The organism is Staphylococcus epidermidis (assembly GCF_006742205.1).
In the GTDB taxonomy this organism is placed as follows: domain Bacteria; phylum Bacillota; class Bacilli; order Staphylococcales; family Staphylococcaceae; genus Staphylococcus; species Staphylococcus epidermidis.
On the sequence record NZ_AP019721.1, the window covers coordinates 996,140 to 1,014,876 of the forward strand.

The following is an 18,737-nucleotide window of genomic DNA, read 5'->3' on the forward strand; positions in this document are numbered from 1 at the left end:
ATCACTGTCTAATTATTTTGATAATTATGCCTATTATAAAAATAGACTCAAAAACGTATTTACTCTTTTATTTTTATTGAAAATATATTAAGATGTAATTTGTGTTTCAAGAAATGTGTATTATTGCAATTTCTTGTGTCCGGATAAAATATTTCCAATGAGAAAGGTAGATAAATAGAATGGATAGACAGAGTTTCACAGATTTAATTCAAACAAAATTTAAGATGGTCCGTATAGAAGCAGGCTATACTCAAGATACAATGGCACAAACCATTGGACTTTCCAAAAAAACATTGGTTCAAATTGAAAAAGAAAGAGTTCTACCAAACTGGACTACATGCGTATCAATTTGTGCTTTATTCAGAGATTCAGATGTATTAAATAGTACATTCGGTTGTGATCCGCTCGAAATTGTACAAACAATTTCTAGAAACCATTGTGCTTATCCAAATCACTCAACAACAAGTGATATTTACTGGAATACTATTGATACACGTAATGGTTTCATTTTACAAAGTAATAAAGTAAGTAACATTTATCGTGTTCTCAATAATGAAAAACAGCCAATCTTTGGTACTTCAAAAATGAGGGAAGCTGAAACTTACTTCAATAGAAATGCTAAAGAAGAATTAATACACGTATAAACATAAATACATAAGTGATAGAAGAATCATTTTATGATTGAATCACTTTGATCTAATATCATAAAAAATATAGGAGCATAAGTGTTAGACGATGAGACAACTTTTTGGTTTCATCGTTTTTTTATAAGTGAGTAAAATGAAATAGTTTTGAAACATTTTCTATTTAAAGGGAGTTTATATGATGCATACCATATTATTAGTAGTTTTTATGATAATTTTAGGAGCAATAATTGGTGGAGTAACTAATATGATTGCAATTAAAATGTTATTTCATCCATTTAAACCGTATTATATTTTTAGGTTTCGTATTCCATTCACACCAGGTTTGATCCCAAAACGTCGTGAGGAAATCGCCAGAAAAATTGGACAAGTTATTGAGGAACATCTTATTACTGAAGAACTAATTCGACAGAAGTTAAATCAACCGCAATCGAGAAATATGATACAGCAATTAATCCATAAACAAATAAGTAAATTAAAAAATGATGATGTGACAATAAAAAAAATAGCTGGATTTTTAGGGATAGATGTTAATGAGTTGGTAGATTATAAATTGACTACTAAATTTCTAAATAAACTAAACTTTTGGTATGAGTCAAATAAATATAGAAAGTTAAGTGAAATATTACCTCAGTCTTTCTTAGATCAATGTAAAGGTCAAATAGAATATATTACTGACTTCCTATGTGAAAGGGCTAGAAATTATTTAAGTTCTGAAAAAGGTGAACGTGATATTTATGAAATGTTAGACACATTTTTCAATGAAAAGGGACGCATCATTGGTTTACTACAAATGTTTATGACAAAAGAAAGCATTGCTGACAGAATTCAACATGAGTTGATTAGACTAACTCAACATCCTCAATCTCAAAAAATAATTACTAAAGTATTAAATGATGAGTATGAAACATTTAAAGATAAGAACTTAGATGAGATCATTAAAGAACAACAATTTAAAAATTATAGTCAATTAGTACTTAATGAATTAAAAACTTATTTAAATCTAAAAGATAAAACAGAGAGACCTATCAAACAAGTTGTTCCGCAGTTTATTCAATTCCTAGAAGATGATACATCAAAACGTATGACTGATTTTATTATTAAAGGTACTTCAAAACATTTAACAAACATTATGAAAAAGATTAATTTACGTCAATTAGTTGAAGAACAGATTAATACATTTGACTTAAAGTATATTGAAAATCTAATTATTGATATTGCCAACAAAGAATTAAAATTAATCATGACATTAGGGTTTATATTAGGAGGTATCATTGGATTTTTCCAAGGAGTGATTGCAATCTTTGTCTAATGGTGACAGATATGTTAAAGTATTCTGTGAGTGGTTAAAAACACAAATTAACTCAAAGGAGTGCAAAGACTTATGGCAGTAAATTTATATGATTATGCAAATCAATTAGAACAAGCTTTAAGAGATAGTGATGAATATAAAGCTATTAAAGATGCATTTGCTAAAGTAAAAGAAAACGAAGAATCAAAAAAATTATTTGATGAATTCCGTGAAACTCAAATGAGCTTCCAACAAAAACAAATGCAAGGGGAAGAAATTCCTGAAGAAGATTTACAAAAAGCTCAAGAACAAGCTCAAGCTATAGAAAAAGATGAAAATATTTCTGAATTAATGAATGCTGAGCAAAAAATGAGCCAAGTATTCCAAGAAATTAATCAAATCATCGTAAAACCTTTAGATGAAATTTACGCTGACTAATAGTTAATCAATATCTACTTTGATTGAGCCTGGGACATAATAATTGTTCCAGGCTTTCTTATTTATATTTTATTATTTTTAAATCCATGGATTCTTCATCGACTGTCAACAAACAGATATGGTAAAATGAAAGAATATAAGGTAAAGTTATTTCTCATCATTCATACTGTAAAATTTTAGTTTATATACTTTATGCATCACATTAATGTATAAACAATCTTGTACATTTTTTCAATTAACTTTGCAGATATTCTAAGGAGAATCAAACTTATGGTTAAATTTATACACTGTGCTGATTTGCATTTGGACAGTCCTTTCAAATCTAAAAGTTATCTTAGTCCAAATATTTTTGAAGATGTCCAAAAGAGTGCATATGAAAGTTTTAAAAACATAGTCGACTTAGCTTTAAAACAGGAAGTCGATTTTATTATTATAGCAGGTGATTTATTTGATAGTGAGAATCGTACATTGCGTGCTGAAGTCTTTTTAAATGAACAATTTGAAAGATTAAGAAAAGAACAAATATTTGTTTATATTTGCCATGGCAACCACGATCCTCTTACTTCTAAAATAACAAGTCAGTGGCCTAATAACGTATCCGTATTTTCAAATCAAGTAGAGACATATCAAGCTATCACTAAATCAGGAGAAACAATTTATATTCATGGATTCAGCTATCAAAATGATGCGAGTTATGAAAATAAAATAGACGCATACCCATCAAGTCAAGGTCAGAAGGGCATACATATTGGTGTATTACATGGAACTTATAGTAAATCTTCGGTGAAAGACCGTTATACTGAATTTAGGTTAGAAGACTTAAATCAACGTTTATACCACTACTGGGCATTAGGACATATACACCAACGTGAACAGTTAAGTGACATGCCAGTCATTAACTATCCAGGTAATATCCAAGGAAGACATTTCAATGAATTAGGAGAAAAAGGTTGTCTATTGGTCGAAGGTGATCATCTTAAACTCACTACACAATTTTATCCTACTCAATTTATTAAATTTGAAGAAGCTACAATTGAAACTGATCATACATCTAAACAAGGACTTTATGATGTTATTCAATCTTTTAAAGATAAAGTAAGAACTGAAGGGAAATCATTTTATAGATTGAACGTACGCATTAATAGTGAAGACATTATTGCACCACAAGATTTAATTCAATTAAAAGAAATGATTACTGAGTTCGAAGAAAACGAAAATCAATTTGTTTTTATTGAAGATTTAAATCTTCAATATGTTCAAAATGACGAAATGCCAATAGTTAAAGAGTTTTCACCAGAATTACTTGATGATGCGTCACTTTTTGATTCGGCAATGACTGATTTATATCTTAATCCAAGGGCTTCTAAGTTTTTAGATGACTATAATGAATTTGATAAAGTTGAGTTAGTCAATCATGCAGAAAGACTTTTAAAGGATGAAATGAGAGGTGAACAAAATGATAATTAAATCATTAGAAATATACGGATATGGCCAATTTGTTCAACGTAAAATTGAATTTAATCGTCAATTTACTGAGATATTTGGTGAGAATGAAGCTGGTAAATCTACTATTCAAGCATTTATTCACTCTATTTTGTTCGGATTTCCTACTAAAAAGTCCAAAGAACCACGTTTAGAACCAAGATTAGGTAATCAATATGGTGGGAAATTATCACTCATTTTCGACGATGGCATTGAAGCAGAGGTTGAGAGAATCAAGGGAAGTGCTCATGGAGATGTCAAAATTTATCTTAAAGATGGTACTATTCGAGATGAAGTTTGGCTAAATAAAAAACTTAATTACATTTCAAAGAAAACATATCAAGGTATATTCTCTTTTGATGTTTTAGGTCTTCAAGATATTCATAAAAATCTAGATGAAGAGCAACTACAAGATTATTTATTAGAAGCAGGTGCACTTGGATCAACTGAATTTACAAGTATGAGAGATAGAATTGGACAAAAGAAAGAAGAATTATATAAAAAATCTGGAAAAAATCCAATTATTAATCAACAAATTGAGCAACTTAAACAATTAGAAAATCAAATTCGAAATGAAGAAAGTAAACTTGATACATATCATCGACTTGTAGACGATAAAGATAAATCATCAAGAAGACTAGAAAATTTGAAGCAAAATTTAAATCAATTATCAAAAATGCATGAGCAAAAACAAAAAGAGGTTGCTCTACACGATCAAACACAAGAATGGAAAAGGTTAGAACAGTCGCTTAATATAGAGCCTATAAATTTTCCTGAAAAAGGGATAGATAGATACGAAACTGCTAAATCTCACAAACAATCACTTGAACGAGATAAAAGTTTGCGAGAAGAAAGATTAAGCATATTAAATAAAGAGGCGGAGTCCATCAATCCAGTAGACCAAAAGTATATTGATTCGTTTAATAGCCTTTATCAACAAGAGACTGAAATTAAACAAAAAGAATTTGAGTTACGTTCAATAGAGAAAGATATTGCTGATAAGCAACGTGAACTAGAAGCTCTTCAATCTAATATAGGTTGGCAAGAAGTGTTTTACGACACAGACAGTACTGAAGCGATGAAAAGTCATATGAGTGATTTAGTATTAGGCAAGCAAGAACAAATTGCTTATATCAATCAGTTAGAACGTGGACTTGAAGAAAATAAAATTGAAAGAAACTCTAATTCTAATGAGATTAATCAAGTTGAGAATGAGCTTGTTCCTGACGAAACCTTTGAAAAGAAAAAGGAATATACACAACAAGTTTTAGAATTACATGAAAAAGAGAACTTGTATGAAAAGTTAAAAGAAACTTTTGAAGAAGAACAAACACAAAAAAATAAAAGACAAAAGTTTTTGAGAATAGGATTTATTGTTTTGACTATTCTATCAGCAGCACTTTCTATTTTTTCTTTTTTCACTGCAAATCTTATTTTTGGTATAATATTTGCTCTATTAACTGTGATTTTTGTAGTAGGTATCATTTTTTCTAGATCTAAAGCAGTAGATTATAGCACAGCAATAAGTCAGGAAATTAATGATTTAGAAAACCAACTCACGCAACTTGAAAAAGAATATAATCTTGACTTCGATTTAGAATATCAACAACAAGTTCGTGAACAATGGCGTCATGCTAAAAAAAATAAAAAAATACTTGAAGAAAAACATCAATATATCAATCAATCATTAACGACTGCAAATGAGCGATTAGATAGTTTAAAACATAGCATTATTGAAATAAAAAAAGAGTTACGTTTATCAGAAAAACTTTCTGATGAATTAGTGGTTGAAAGTATCTCAACCATTGGTCAAATTAAAGCGCATGATAAATACATTATTGATTTAAATCAACAACGCAATAATCTGCTAAAAGATATCAATCACTTTTATGAACGTGCACAATCTGTAACTGAACCACATTTAAAACTATTTAATCAGATGTCTTTCTTCCATGATGTGAAACAGTGGTTAAAAAATGCAGAAGAACAAAATGAGGCTTGGAATAAAAATCAAACTGAAACGCAATTACTCAATAATGAATTAAAGCAATTGAAGTCACGCTTAAGTGAAACGAATCAAATGATTAAGCAATTATTTGATTATGTTGATGTAGATAATGAAGAAGATTATTATACACATCATCATCATTTTGAAACATATCAAAGTGATTTAAATCGATTTAATGATTTAAATCAATATTTAGAAAATCAAAATTACACTTATGAAATGAGTTCGCAATTAAGTGAGAAAACTACTGCTCAACTAGAAGAAGAAGATCATAGATTGGCTAAACAAGTTGACGATTACAATGATCAATTTTTAGAAATGCAAGCAGAAGTTAGTGATTTAAATGCTCAGATTAATCATATGGAAACAGATAGAACTTTAGCACAATTAAGACATGAATATTATAGCTTAAAAAATAGACTTAACGATATTGCTAAGGATTGGGCAAGCTTAAGTTATATGCAAGCTTTAGTGGAAGAACATATCAAGCAAATAAAAGATAAGCGTCTACCACAAGTGATTAATGAAGCTGTATCTATTTTTAAAAATTTAACAAATGGTACTTACAATATGATTCATTATACTGAAAATCATAAAATACATGTAAAGCATTCTAACGGACAAGTATTTGAGCCAGTTGAGTTGAGTCAATCTACAAAAGAATTATTATATGTGGCTTTACGTATTAGTCTTATTAAAGTATTAAAACCGTATTATCCATTCCCAGTGATTGTAGATGATGCATTTGTTCATTTTGATAAATATCGTAAAGAACGTATGTTGAAATATTTGAGAGAACTATCAGAACATTATCAAATACTTTATTTTACTTGTACAAAAGATCATGTCATACCGGCTAAAGAAGTATTAACTTTAAATAAATTACAGGAAGGCGGGAAAAAATGAGAAATGTAGAAAAATTAAATCCCGGCGACTCAGTGGATCATTTTTTCTTGATCCATCGTGCAACTCAAGGTGTTACAGCTCAGGGTAAAGATTACATGACACTATTTCTGCAAGATAAAAGTGGTGATATTGAAGCTAAATTATGGACTGCTACGAAAGATGATATGCAAACTTTAAAACCAGAAACAATAGTTCATGTCAAAGGTGATATCATCAATTATCGTGGACGCAAACAGATGAAAATACATCAAATACGTCTTGCACAAGCTGAAGACAAAGTGTCAACTAAAGACTTTGTTGACGGTGCGCCAATGTCACCTACAGAAATACAAGAGGAATTATCGCATTTTATGTTAGATATTGAAAATGCTAACTTACAACGCATTACTAGACATTTAATTAAAAAGTATCAAGATCGTTTTTTCACTTATCCAGCAGCTAGTTCTCATCATCATAATTTCGCGAGTGGATTGAGTTATCATGTTTTAACAATGTTGCGTATAGCAAAATCTGTATGTGATATTTATCCTCTGTTGAATAGAAGTCTATTATATAGTGCTATCATTTTGCATGATTTAGGTAAAGTAAGAGAATTGAGTGGTCCAGTGGCGACGACCTATACTGTTGAAGGAAATTTACTTGGTCATATCTCTATAGCAAGTGATGAAGTTGCTGAAACAGCCAAAGAGTTAGGCATTGATGGAGAAGAGGTTATGTTACTTAGACATATGATTTTAGCGCATCATGGTAAAATGGAGTTTGGATCGCCTAAATTGCCTCATTTAAAGGAAGCTGAAATACTTTACTTTATAGATAATATTGATGCTAAAATGAACATGTTTGATAAAGCTTTCAAAAAAACAGAAAAAGGTCAATTTACAGAAAGAATTTTTGGTTTAGAAAATAGACAATTTTATAATCCAACAACACTTGATTAAATTCAGGTTCAATAGTACAAAGTTACTTTTAATGAATAGATAATTTTAAAGAAGTATCTATTCTTAGAGTCTTTGTACTTTTTTAATGTTTTTTAAACAACATGTTATAATAAATTAGTCGCCTAACTTTACTTCTCAGGCGTCGTATGATGAAGGGAAGGAGGTGCATATATGATTTTAGATATCTTTGTACACATCATCACCACTGTTATTAGTGGTTGTATAGTTGCGTTGTTTACGCATTGGCTACGTCAACGTAATGACAAACATCGATAGGCGACATTTTTTAAATTTAGCCACACTAAAAACCCCCTTACTACTGGCATAGTAAGGGGGTTAGTGCATATATGATAGATATCTTTGTTAAGTATATTATAACATGAGTGATGAATATTTCAATTAAGGACAATCAAGTTTGAAAGGAATTAAGAACCTGAATTAGTTAATCCAGAACCACCTTGTGATTGTTGTTGCTGTTGTTGTTTGATTTTATCTGGATCAAGAATAGAATCCTCAATTGCTTTTTTAATATCTCTATCTTTGTAGTCTACTTTATACTCTTTTAATAATTCTTTGTATGCATCAGTTAATAATTTAGGTTTCTTCTGTACCTTTTCTTCGATTAATTTTTGTTTGATATTTGATTTTTCACTATTAAAATCAGTTTCTTTATCTGCTTTTATAATGTGATAGCCATAGTCTGTTTTTACGACTTTAGAAACTTCTCCTTCTTTTAATTTAAATAGTGCTTTTTCGAAGCTATCTACCATTTGACCTTTAATCACATAACCTAATGAACCATCTTTCTTAGCTGAAGAACTGTCCATTGATTCTTTTTTTGCTATTTCTCCAAACTTATTTGGATTCTTTTCCACTTCTTTTTGAATTTTTTCAGCTTTTTCTTTCGCTTTTTTATCTGATAAACCTTCTTTATCGCTAGATTTAGATTTAACTTTAATTAAAATGTGTGATGTTTTTTTAGAGTTTTCTTTGATTTCTTTATCTGATACATTAACTTTATCTAGTAACAATTGTTTCTGATAAGCTGATAATTTCTTCTGTTCTTTATAATCATCAAGTGACATACCTTGTTGTTTTAACATGCTTTCAAATTGATCTTTACCGCCGTATTGTTTCTCTTCTTTTTTAATATCTTTATCAATATCTTTTGTATCTACTTTATCTTTATATTTATCTGCTAAAACTTTGTTTAATACAATGCTAAAAGATGTGTTAGCAATTTGTTCTTTGCCCATTTTTTTCATTACGTCAGCAACTTTAACATCACCAGCTTTAGAAGAAATAAGTGTGTTATCCTTCGATTCAGTTGCATTTGAACCACAGGCACCTAACAAAAGTGCACTTGCTGTTACAGGTACGATAATTTTATTCATTAATTTCATAAGTTGATAGCTCCTTTATGTATTAATCATCGTAAATATAACATATTATTAATCATCAACCAATTAGAAACCCCTTTCCTCAGACTATAGTATGACAAGGAAAGGGGGGTGTAACTACATAATTGATAGCGATTTAATTATGCATATTTTATTTATAAATATAAAGAATGTTGCATCTATTCTTTGTAAAGGATTTAAAAAATCAGTGTTGTATATAAGGATTGTCTACCTTGTTTAAAATATGAAGACCTGATTGATGTTCTTCGACATAATGTCCATCATTTGAAAATAGAAGTATCTTTAAATATAAAATATCCATCATTGAACAGCCTATGTTAAGTGATAATAAAAACATAAAATAATGTCCATATTGAGGTAAATATATACTTAGCATTATAAATATACCAGATAGGAAAAAGATGGGTAGAATGAGATTAATACAAAAATAAATTTTGTGAACAGGCGTATTAACATAAGTATTAAAATATGGTACCCATTTCTTACTAGATAATTTATGGATTTTAAAAGATTTATAATAAGGCAAAAAGAATAAAAGATGTACTATTTTATGAATAGGGTACATGAGCAATATAAACACTATAAGTACAAAAAAATGTCTATCTGAGAGTGGTGTATCTAAAAAATAATACATCACTTCATAACTAACTAAAAATGTAAATATTGTCGCAACTAAACTTAAAAATGCAATTCTTTGAATACCGAACCGTGCATGTATATCGATTTGCCGAGTACATAAAAACATAATATATGCCTCTTCTCTATGTTAATATTCGTTACGTATTATCTATGTCTTTTGCTCAATAGTCAATAGATATTGCTGATATTTGTTGGTTTTACTGAGTGAAAAGTTTAAACTATCTAAGATTTAGAAGTAAAAAAACTATGGCTTAGTTGCCATAGTTTTAAACTACTTATCGTTTGAAAGGTTATTACTAATATCTTCGCCACGATTTTGTAAATTTTCAATGTGGCTTTGTAATTTTTCGATGTTTGGATTAATATCAGATTTAAAATTACCAATCAATCCTTTAAACTCTTCGCCAATTGAACTTCCAAATTCAATACTTTCATTCTTGATTTGTGAACCGTAATTAAGAATATCATTGAAGGATTGTTTCATATTCTCTATTTCACGTTGTAATTCTGATTGAGCTCCAGTGGGTTGACTAGCATCAATCGTATGATTTTTTACGCTTTGGTTATCACGATGTCTTAAAGCAACTGCAAATCCTGCAACAGCACCTACACCTAAACCAAATAATATTCTTGAGACTTTCATTATGATTCTCCTCACTTTATTTGTCGGATAATTGTAATAGTTATTTCATACCCAGTATAACAAGAAATATGCATGATTAAGATATTTGTGCTTGAATTTGTGTTGCTATTTTTTGTTTAGTTTCATCATCGATTACATCTTCATGTGTTTCCCATTTATAGCCAAATCCGTCTATATCATTTTCATATCTCGGTATTAAATGGAAATGAATGTGAAATACTGATTGATCGGCATATTCACCATTATTTTGAATAATGTTTAAGCCGTCAGGGTGAAATGCGTTTTTAATTGCATTTGCTACTTTAGGTAAAGCAACCCCTATATGTTTCATTGTTTCTTCATCAGTTTCAAATATATTTGCTGAAGGTTTTTTAGGTACTAATAGCGTATGTCCTTTTGAAACTTGAGATATATCAAGGAATGCATAAACATAATCATTTTCATATATCTTAAAACTAGGAATCTCACCTGAAATAATTTTACTGAATATCGTTTCTGACATAATAATGACACTCCTCTACAAATGTTTGTTCATATTATATCATTCATTTTTTAAAACTACATCATTGTAAAGATTATTTTTAGGTCTATATAATTTTTTTTGATACAATAAAGTCAATGGAGGTGCCTTATGACAGTAAAAGTTGAACATCTTACAGGGGGATATGGAAAAAAACCTGTAATTAAAGATTTGAATTTTGAATTAGAAAAAGGTGAAATTGTAGGTTTAATAGGTCTAAATGGTGCTGGGAAAAGTACTACAATTAAACATATGCTAGGATTGATTAATCCAATGGAAGGCAAATTATCAATTTCAAATATTAAAATTAATGAAGATATTGAAAATTATAGAAGAAAGTTATCTTATATACCTGAATCACCAGTCATCTATGATGAACTAACTTTAGAGGAGCACATTGAAATGACGGCGATGGCTTATCAATTAAGTAGAGAAGAGGCTATGCGTAGAGCTAAACCATTACTTAAAGTTTTTAGATTAGAAAATGAACTTAAAGTATTTCCAAGTCATTTTTCTAAAGGGATGAAACAAAAAGTGATGATTATTTGTGCATTTATAGTTGATCCAGAATTATATATTATTGACGAACCTTTCCTCGGTTTAGATCCTTTGGGGATACAGTCTATGTTAGATTTAATGGTAGAAAAAAGAAATGAAAATCGAACAGTATTAATGAGTACACATATTTTGGCTACAGCCGAAAGGTATTGTGATAGATTTATTATTTTAGATAAAGGTGAAATTGTTGCATTTGGTAATCTTGATGAGTTACGGGAACAAACAGGATTAAAAGATAAAACTTTAGATGATATTTACATCCATGTCACACAAGGTAGTAGTGCTTATGAATAACGAGGCGTTAACTTTGTTTAGAAAACGACAACAAGCTATACGTAAGGAGAAAAACTATTATAATAAATTTATATTTAATGGTCACTTTACAGTTTTTCTACTTATACTATTAGGAGCATTTATATTTGGATATGGCGAATGGTTAAGTCACATTCCTCCCCAAATAGACTATGCACTATTTGCTAGTATAGCATTAGCTGTTGTTTCATTATTCCCAATTCGTACACTCTTAAAAGAAGCGGACCAAATCTTCTTACTACCTTTTGAAAGACACATGAAAAATTATATTAATGCAAGTCTGTTTTATAGTTATATTTCAAGAATCAGTTTACCGTTCATTTTGCTAATCGTATTCTTTCCATTGTTTTATAAATTAAGTCACAATCATTATGGATTTTATATCGCATTTTCTATAAGTACATTGCTATATCCATATTTGGTATTACTCATCAAATGGCAATGGGTTAAATTAAATAAAAATGTGTTCATTATCAACATATTATTATTTATACCTTTAGCAGTAACGCATTACATGATTTTAAGATTTCATAACTATTTAGCTTTTTTAATAATGATTATATTATTTGTAATTTATTTAGTCCTAAAGACTAGAGCAGATCACTATTTACTTCCTTGGGAAAAAGTGATTGCAATTGAACAACAACATCACACAAATTATTATAAATTCGTTAATATGTTTACAGACGTAAAACACCTAAGAGAATCAGCAGTACGTCGTAGTTATCTTGATTTCTTACTACCCGTTCCTAAAGGTGCCAAATTTAATGAGAATCGGATGTATTTATATTTATTTATAAGAAGTTTTGTCAGAGGACGCGATGCTTTTTCTATTATTTTAAGATTAGTTATTATCGCTATTATATTAATGGTATGGTTATCACAACCAGTTGTTTCATTAATTATCGGTAGTTTGTTTATGTATATTATTTTATTACAAATGTCTCAATTTTATACGCAACAAGCATACGGTTTATGGCCTCAAGTTTGGCCTGTATCTGATACAAAAGTTATTGCGGGATATCAGCAATTTTTAAATCGCTTGATGATTATAATCGCTATTACATTTACGATTGTTTATGTAATCAAACACCATGAATTATTCTTTTTTGCTGTATTATTCTTTATAGTAGGCTGGCTAACCATTCGAAATGCAGTTAAAAAATTAAAATATCAAGAAACATTATTACGTGACTAAATCAAATTTAGTTAGAGTAAAATTTATTTTAATTTATTAAAGTCAAAAGAGGGATTGAATGTTTGAAACGATAACGACAGCCGCCATCCTGTATATTGCTACAGCGGTTGATTTATTAGTTATATTATTAATATTTTTTGCAAGAGCTAACAATTATCAACAGTATAAAGATATTTATATTGGACAATATCTAGGGTCATTAACTTTAATTTTTGTAAGTTTGTTTTTTGCTTATGTACTTAACTATGTACCAGATAAATGGATTTTAGGATTGCTTGGTCTTATACCAATTTATTTAGGAATTAAGGTTGCTATATTCGATGATTGTGAAGGGGAAAGAAGAGCTAAAGATGAACTAAATAAAAAAGGATTATCTGAGTTATCAAAATCTGTAGCAGTAGTCACATTAGCAAGTTGTGGTGCAGATAATATAGGATTATTTGTACCATATTTCACTACCATAAATAATTATGAATTAGTTATCACTTTAATCACATTTGTAATCTTAATTTTTATTCTTGTCTTTACCGCTCAAAAATTGGCTAATATACCTGGCCTAGGTGAAGTCATTGAAAGATTTAGTAGGTGGATAATGTCAATAGTCTATATTGGTTTAGGACTATTCATTATCATTGAAAACGGAACAGTTCAAAAACTCTTTCATTTTGTTTTTTAGTGTAATGAGATTATATTACAACTATAATTCATTCGGTAACTTCCATAGTAAATATGGTGGTTGCCGTTTTTTTAATTCAACAAACATAATCAATTGAGATGAGTTTGAGGATGAAATGCCATCTAATTAAAGCTATAGCTAAGAGGTAATACATCATGGCTAAATTAAAGATAGAATAAAATCGGTGTTTTAATCAATGTAAATTAGAATAAGTAAAAGTATTTAACTATATACAAAAAGATGCCTATGACCATGTGTAATGTCACAGGCATCTTGTCGTATAAACAATTGCCATAAATAGAAAAATGCACTTAGAAATTCTTTAGAAAATGCAATTTGAAAGATGTAAAAAATTAATGGATATAACAATTAATCAAATTTTTATCTCACTACACCAATCACTCTGCTTAGTATAGTTCCTTTTACAGGCAACAGATTAACCTAAAATTTGATAAATCTCTATCAACGGTTGAAATGTCTTTTAACATCATTCCATATAATTTATAAGTAGACTAAATAACTGTGTTCATATTTTTTGAATATATAATTTGTATTGACGAATTAATGATCTTCTATTGGATATAAATATCTTTCAAAGTAGCTGGAATGTTGACCACTAGCACCAAAGTATTGGCTCAATGCATCTTTTGAAAAGTTTTCATTAAATATATCAGAAGCTTTGAAATCTTCATATGCTGTTCGATTTGCAAAACCAAAGTAAATTTTGTAGGTAGACCCCTCAGTGGGTTTTAATAAACGATAGCTTTTAAAACCACCAAAATTACTTAAAGGTACGTCTACGTGTAATAATTTTTTCTCTAGCTGTTGACGATGATCTTCAGATGTAGGGACAAAAATAGCACTATAAAAATGATGTTCGTTAAATTCACCTGTGCTATCAATCACTTGATATGAACTAGGATGTTTTAAGATTGATTTTCCCTCAGACTCTTCTAAGATTATTGAGGAATCATTAGTGGAAAATTGAAATAAACTACGTTCTTGATGATTAAGTTTAATTTGATTTAAAAATTGGTAAGTCCCATAAGATGTATATAAATACATGGCTCATTCCTCCTTTGTTTAAATTTATTATACGAGCCTACTGTTCTATATACAAATAAAGTTGATTAATTTGTATAAAAAAGTAATTTATTTTTAGATGACAAATTAAGAAAAATCATAAATTATTTAATATTAGTCATGTAATTTAATATCTATCCAACTTTTAGTAAATAAGAGATATCTTATTAAAGAATTTTATCCACTTGGTACAGTCAAATGTAGTGTGTCTTTTTTGTGACATTTAAGCATATTAAAATACTTAATTAAGTGCAATATGCTATCATTGGTAAGAATGATTCAATTGTGGGGGGACTCAAGGGTGCGCAGCAAAAACGATACAATTTTAAAAGCTATAAAAGGAGAAAGTACGTCACATACACCTGTTTGGTTTATGAGACAGGCTGGACGTTCTCAACCTGAGTATCGAAAATTAAAAGAAAAATATTCTCTATTTGAAATCACACATCAACCGGAATTGTGTGCATATGTGACACATTTACCAGTAGATAATTATCAAACCGATGCGGCTGTATTGTACAAAGATATTATGACACCACTCAAACCAATTGGTGTAGATGTCGAAATTAAATCAGGAATAGGACCTGTAATTTCCAATCCTATTCAAACTGTTAAAGATGTAGAAAGGCTATCCCAAATAGATCCTAAAAGAGATGTCCCATATGTATTAGATACAATTAAGTTACTCACTGAAGAAAAACTTAATGTACCTTTAATAGGTTTTACAGGAGCGCCATTTACTTTAGCATCTTATATGATTGAGGGAGGGCCTTCAAAAAATTATAATTTTACTAAAGCGATGATGTATAGAGATGAGGAAACATGGTTTGCTTTAATGAACCATCTCGTCGACATTTCTATTGATTATGTTGTAGCACAAGTGGAAGCAGGAGCGGAAATCATTCAGATTTTTGATTCCTGGGTTGGTGCACTCAATGTGAAGGATTATCGCTATTATATTAAGCCAGCCATGAATAAATTGATTTCTGGCATTAAAGCTTATTATGATGTACCTATCATTCTTTTTGGTGTCGGTGCAAGTCATTTAATTAATGAATGGAATGATTTACCGATAGATGTACTAGGCCTTGATTGGAGAACTACAATAAAGCAAGCTGACAAAATGGGAGTCAATAAAGCAATTCAAGGTAATTTAGACCCATCTGTACTGTTAGCGCCATGGGATGTCATAGAATCACGACTCAAAGACATATTAAATCAAGGTTTAAATCGTGGAAAGCATATTTTCAATTTAGGTCACGGTGTATTTCCAGAAGTTAAACCAGAAACTTTGCGAAAAGTGACTGAATTTGTTCATAATTATACAGCGAAATAGTTTTTAAAGATTTGGTTAGATTCCAAACCTTACTTCATTGATTCAAATTAAAGATTTAAAAGGAAGGTTTTTATTAATGACTAAAACAATAGGCTTATTAGTAATGGCGTATGGTACACCATATAAAGAAAGTGATATAGAGCCTTATTACACTGATATTAGACGTGGAAAAAAACCAACTGAAGAAGAACTGCAAGATTTAAAGGATAGATATGAATTTATTGGTGGGCTTTCTCCTTTGGCAGGAACAACCGATCGTCAAGCCGAAGCATTACTCGAAGCATTAAATAAAGAACAAGATGATGTGAATTTTAAACTTTATCTCGGATTAAAACATATATCTCCATATATTGAAGAAGCAGTAGAGCAAATGCATAATGATGGAATTAAAGAAGCAGTAACAGTTGTTCTTGCGCCTCATTATTCTAGTTTTTCTGTTGGCTCTTATGATCAACGTGCTCAAGAAAAAGCAGATGAATATGGCATCCAGTTAACACATATTAAACACTATTATCAGCAGCCAAAATTTATTAAATATTGGACGGAAAAAATTAATGAAACATTAGAACAAATACCTAATCAAGAACATGATGAAACTGTATTAGTAGTTTCTGCACATAGTTTACCAAAAGGGTTAATTGAAAGAAATAATGATCCATATCCTCATGAATTGCATGAAACAGCGGAAATTCTTAAACAGGAATCTAACATCATCCATGTTGCTGAAGGGTGGCAATCAGAGGGGAATACTGGAACACCTTGGTTAGGCCCAGATGTCCAAGATTTAACTCGTGATTTATATAAGGAACACCAGTTTAAGCACTTTATCTATACGCCAGTAGGTTTTGTTTGTGAACATTTAGAGGTGCTTTATGATAATGATTATGAATGTAAAGTGGTTTGTGACGATATTGGGGTAAATTACTATCGTCCAGAAATGCCTAACACACATCCATTATTTATCGGTGCTATTGTTGACGAAATTCAATCACATATATAAATGAGTCTGTCATCCAAACCTATTAAACAAAACAATTCCTCCATTTTAATAGGGGGAATTGTTTTTATAATTTTTTCTTTTAGAGTCGGTATATGGCGTATTTTAATAAATTTTTAAGCAATTCTGAAAGGAAGCGTGGAAAAGTGAGTAAGAAAGTGGCAATTATTGGAGCGGGAATCACTGGTTTATCTAGCGCATATTTCATTAAAAAACAAGACCCTTCTATTGAAGTAACTATCTTCGAAGCCTCAAATAGAGTAGGTGGAAAGATTCAAACATATAGATCAGATGGTTACACAATTGAGTTAGGCCCTGAGTCTTATTTAGGTCGTAAGACAATTATGACTGATGTGGCAAAAGATATTGGATTAGAAAATGACCTTATAACAAATACTACTGGCCAATCTTATATTTTTGCTAAAAATAAATTATATCCTATTCCTGGTGGCTCAATTATGGGAATTCCTACAGATATTAAACCATTTATTAAAACAAGACTCATTTCACCTATTGGTAAATTAAGAGCGGGGCTTGATTTGTTTAAAAAACCGATAGAAATTGAAGATGATATTTCTGTTGGTAGTTTCTTTAGACAACGATTAGGTAATGAAGTATTAGAGAACTTAATTGAACCACTAATGGGTGGTATTTATGGCACTGATATTGATCAATTGAGCTTAATGAGTACATTTCCTAACTTTAAGGAAAAAGAGGAACAATTTGGTAGTTTGATTAAAGGAATGAAAGACGAAAAAGAACAACGTATTAAGAAACGTCAATTATATCCAGGTGCTCCTAAAGGACAATTCAAACAGTTTAGACACGGATTGAGTTCTTTTATAGAGGCTCTTGTTAAAGATATTGAAAGTAAAGGTGTCCACATACGATATAACACGCCAGTCAAAGATATATTGATTTCGCAAAAAGATTATGAAATTTTATTAGAAGATGACAGTAAAGAGAAATTTAATGGCTTACTTGTAACAACACCACATCAAGTATTTCTGAACTGGTTTAGTCACGATCCAGCATTTGATTACTTTAAAAACATGGATTCTACTACTGTCGCAACAGTTGTTTTGGCCTTTGATGAGAAAAATATTACCAATACGTACGATGGAACTGGCTTTGTTATTGCAAGAACAAGTCAAACGGATATTACTGCATGTACTTGGACATCAAAGAAATGGCCATTTACTACTCCAGAAGGTAAAGTTTTAATTCGAGCATATATAGGAAAACCAGGTGATACTGTAGTAGATGATCACACCGATGAAGAAATAGTATCAATTGTTAGAAAAGACTTAAGCCAAATGATGACCATCTCAGGGAATCCTGATTTTACAATTGTAAATCGGTTACCTAAGAGTATGCCCCAATACCACGTGGGTCATATTAAAATGATTAAAGAAATTCAACAACATATTAAAACAACTTATCCTAGATTACGTGTTACAGGGGCACCGTTTGAAGCTGTCGGTTTACCAGACTGCATACAACAAGGTAAGAATGCAGTTGATGAAATATTAGAAGAGTTATAATAATATAATGACACTTTAATTAGAAGAATGTAATAAGTTAGATTTACGCTATAAATATATGGCAAGGAAACTTATTCGATTTCTTTTTAAAGTGTTTTTATTT

18 protein-coding genes are annotated in these 18,737 nt (G+C 30.0%); 13 read left to right on the forward strand and 5 right to left on the reverse strand.

The features are described 5' to 3' along the window. The first annotated feature begins 179 nt into the window (after positions 1–179). The 7 genes from xdrA (at position 180) to FNL83_RS05040 (ending at position 7,983) form a co-directional block, all read left to right on the forward strand. Positions 180–644: an XRE family transcriptional regulator XdrA gene (gene xdrA / locus FNL83_RS05010; protein ID WP_001829807.1), complete on the forward strand. Its 465-nt coding sequence runs from the start codon at positions 180–182 to the stop codon at positions 642–644. Positions 645–825: 181 nt separating this feature from the next. Beyond that, positions 826–1,956 (forward strand): DUF445 domain-containing protein, encoded by a 1,131-nt coding sequence (locus FNL83_RS05015; protein ID WP_002485606.1) that lies wholly within the window; start codon positions 826–828, stop codon positions 1,954–1,956. Positions 1,957–2,028: 72 nt separating this feature from the next. Beyond that, positions 2,029–2,373 carry a YlbF/YmcA family competence regulator gene (locus FNL83_RS05020; protein WP_001829805.1) on the forward strand — a complete coding sequence of 115 codons (345 nt, stop codon included), beginning with the start codon at positions 2,029–2,031 and terminating at the stop codon, positions 2,371–2,373. Between the two features lie 270 nt (positions 2,374–2,643). Then, entirely contained in the window at positions 2,644–3,840 is a 1,197-nt protein-coding gene (locus FNL83_RS05025; protein WP_001829843.1) for a metallophosphoesterase family protein, read from the forward strand. Continuing rightward, a complete protein-coding gene (locus FNL83_RS05030; RefSeq protein WP_002456350.1) occupies positions 3,830–6,769 on the forward strand; it encodes an ATP-binding protein in 2,940 nt (979 codons plus the stop codon). Before FNL83_RS05025 ends, FNL83_RS05030 begins: the two co-directional genes overlap by 11 nt. Next, positions 6,766–7,707 carry a 3'-5' exoribonuclease YhaM gene (gene yhaM / locus FNL83_RS05035; RefSeq protein WP_002456351.1) on the forward strand — a complete coding sequence of 314 codons (942 nt, stop codon included), beginning with the start codon at positions 6,766–6,768 and terminating at the stop codon, positions 7,705–7,707. Before FNL83_RS05030 ends, yhaM begins: the two co-directional genes overlap by 4 nt. 171 nt (positions 7,708–7,878) lie before the next feature. Further along, complete coding sequence (locus FNL83_RS05040; RefSeq protein WP_002440288.1) at positions 7,879–7,983, forward strand: type I toxin-antitoxin system Fst family toxin; 105 nt, start codon at positions 7,879–7,881, stop codon at positions 7,981–7,983. A 149-nt stretch (positions 7,984–8,132) separates the two neighbouring features. On the opposite strand, the gene prsA is transcribed toward FNL83_RS05040, so the two are convergent. The 4 genes from prsA to FNL83_RS05060 form a co-directional block, all read right to left on the reverse strand. After that, positions 8,133–9,110: a peptidylprolyl isomerase PrsA gene (prsA, locus tag FNL83_RS05045; RefSeq protein WP_002456352.1), complete on the reverse strand. Its 978-nt coding sequence runs from the start codon at positions 9,108–9,110 to the stop codon at positions 8,133–8,135. Positions 9,111–9,312: 202 nt separating this feature from the next. Further along, positions 9,313–9,873, reverse strand: a complete 561-nt coding sequence (locus tag FNL83_RS05050; protein ID WP_001829837.1) for a DUF3267 domain-containing protein — start codon at positions 9,871–9,873, stop codon at positions 9,313–9,315. 165 nt (positions 9,874–10,038) lie between these two features. Continuing rightward, complete coding sequence (locus FNL83_RS05055; RefSeq protein ID WP_002456353.1) at positions 10,039–10,410, reverse strand: YtxH domain-containing protein; 372 nt, start codon at positions 10,408–10,410, stop codon at positions 10,039–10,041. A 76-nt stretch (positions 10,411–10,486) separates the two neighbouring features. Then, on the reverse strand, positions 10,487–10,912 hold the full coding sequence (locus FNL83_RS05060) for an HIT family protein (protein WP_001829828.1): 426 nt from the start codon (positions 10,910–10,912) through the stop codon (positions 10,487–10,489). Positions 10,913–11,041: 129 nt separating this feature from the next. Here FNL83_RS05060 and ecsA point away from each other — a divergent pair, with 129 nt between their 5' ends. From ecsA to FNL83_RS05075, 3 genes are read left to right on the forward strand one after another with little or no spacing between them, the layout of a single operon-like run. Beyond that, complete coding sequence (ecsA, locus tag FNL83_RS05065) at positions 11,042–11,782, forward strand: ABC transporter ATP-binding protein EcsA (protein WP_001829855.1); 741 nt, start codon at positions 11,042–11,044, stop codon at positions 11,780–11,782. Then, positions 11,775–12,998 carry an ABC transporter permease EcsB gene (gene ecsB, locus FNL83_RS05070; RefSeq protein WP_002456354.1) on the forward strand — a complete coding sequence of 408 codons (1,224 nt, stop codon included), beginning with the start codon at positions 11,775–11,777 and terminating at the stop codon, positions 12,996–12,998. Before ecsA ends, ecsB begins: the two co-directional genes overlap by 8 nt. 58 nt (positions 12,999–13,056) lie before the next feature. Beyond that, positions 13,057–13,674: a CadD family cadmium resistance transporter gene (locus FNL83_RS05075; protein ID WP_001829861.1), complete on the forward strand. Its 618-nt coding sequence runs from the start codon at positions 13,057–13,059 to the stop codon at positions 13,672–13,674. A 561-nt stretch (positions 13,675–14,235) separates the two neighbouring features. Here the strand turns inward: FNL83_RS05075 and traP are convergent. Next, positions 14,236–14,739, reverse strand: a complete 504-nt coding sequence (gene traP, locus FNL83_RS05080) for a signal transduction protein TRAP (protein ID WP_001829811.1) — start codon at positions 14,737–14,739, stop codon at positions 14,236–14,238. A 292-nt stretch (positions 14,740–15,031) separates the two neighbouring features. On the opposite strand from traP, the gene hemE reads away from it, so the two are divergent. The 3 genes from hemE (at position 15,032) to hemY (ending at position 18,634) form a co-directional block, all read left to right on the forward strand. Continuing rightward, positions 15,032–16,093, forward strand: a complete 1,062-nt coding sequence (gene hemE / locus FNL83_RS05085) for a uroporphyrinogen decarboxylase (protein WP_002456355.1) — start codon at positions 15,032–15,034, stop codon at positions 16,091–16,093. Positions 16,094–16,169: 76 nt separating this feature from the next. Then, positions 16,170–17,093 (forward strand): ferrochelatase, encoded by a 924-nt coding sequence (gene hemH / locus FNL83_RS05090; protein ID WP_001829846.1) that lies wholly within the window; start codon positions 16,170–16,172, stop codon positions 17,091–17,093. 143 nt (positions 17,094–17,236) lie between these two features. Then, complete coding sequence (hemY, locus tag FNL83_RS05095) at positions 17,237–18,634, forward strand: protoporphyrinogen oxidase (RefSeq protein WP_002469574.1); 1,398 nt, start codon at positions 17,237–17,239, stop codon at positions 18,632–18,634. Positions 18,635–18,737 lie beyond the last annotated feature (103 nt).

Coding starts and splice junctions, on each gene's coding strand:
- xdrA (WP_001829807.1), top strand. CDS start 180: ATGGATAGACAGAGTTTCACAGATTTAATTCAAACAAAATTTAAGATG.
- FNL83_RS05015 (WP_002485606.1), top strand. CDS start 826: ATGCATACCATATTATTAGTAGTTTTTATGATAATTTTAGGAGCAATA.
- FNL83_RS05020 (WP_001829805.1), top strand. CDS start 2,029: ATGGCAGTAAATTTATATGATTATGCAAATCAATTAGAACAAGCTTTA.
- FNL83_RS05025 (WP_001829843.1), top strand. CDS start 2,644: ATGGTTAAATTTATACACTGTGCTGATTTGCATTTGGACAGTCCTTTC.
- FNL83_RS05030 (WP_002456350.1), top strand. CDS start 3,830: ATGATAATTAAATCATTAGAAATATACGGATATGGCCAATTTGTTCAA.
- yhaM (WP_002456351.1), top strand. CDS start 6,766: ATGAGAAATGTAGAAAAATTAAATCCCGGCGACTCAGTGGATCATTTT.
- FNL83_RS05040 (WP_002440288.1), top strand. CDS start 7,879: ATGATTTTAGATATCTTTGTACACATCATCACCACTGTTATTAGTGGT.
- prsA (WP_002456352.1), bottom strand. CDS start 9,110: ATGAAATTAATGAATAAAATTATCGTACCTGTAACAGCAAGTGCACTT.
- FNL83_RS05050 (WP_001829837.1), bottom strand. CDS start 9,873: ATGTTTTTATGTACTCGGCAAATCGATATACATGCACGGTTCGGTATT.
- FNL83_RS05055 (WP_002456353.1), bottom strand. CDS start 10,410: ATGAAAGTCTCAAGAATATTATTTGGTTTAGGTGTAGGTGCTGTTGCA.
- FNL83_RS05060 (WP_001829828.1), bottom strand. CDS start 10,912: ATGTCAGAAACGATATTCAGTAAAATTATTTCAGGTGAGATTCCTAGT.
- ecsA (WP_001829855.1), top strand. CDS start 11,042: ATGACAGTAAAAGTTGAACATCTTACAGGGGGATATGGAAAAAAACCT.
- ecsB (WP_002456354.1), top strand. CDS start 11,775: ATGAATAACGAGGCGTTAACTTTGTTTAGAAAACGACAACAAGCTATA.
- FNL83_RS05075 (WP_001829861.1), top strand. CDS start 13,057: ATGTTTGAAACGATAACGACAGCCGCCATCCTGTATATTGCTACAGCG.
- traP (WP_001829811.1), bottom strand. CDS start 14,739: ATGTATTTATATACATCTTATGGGACTTACCAATTTTTAAATCAAATT.
- hemE (WP_002456355.1), top strand. CDS start 15,032: ATGATTCAATTGTGGGGGGACTCAAGGGTGCGCAGCAAAAACGATACA.
- hemH (WP_001829846.1), top strand. CDS start 16,170: ATGACTAAAACAATAGGCTTATTAGTAATGGCGTATGGTACACCATAT.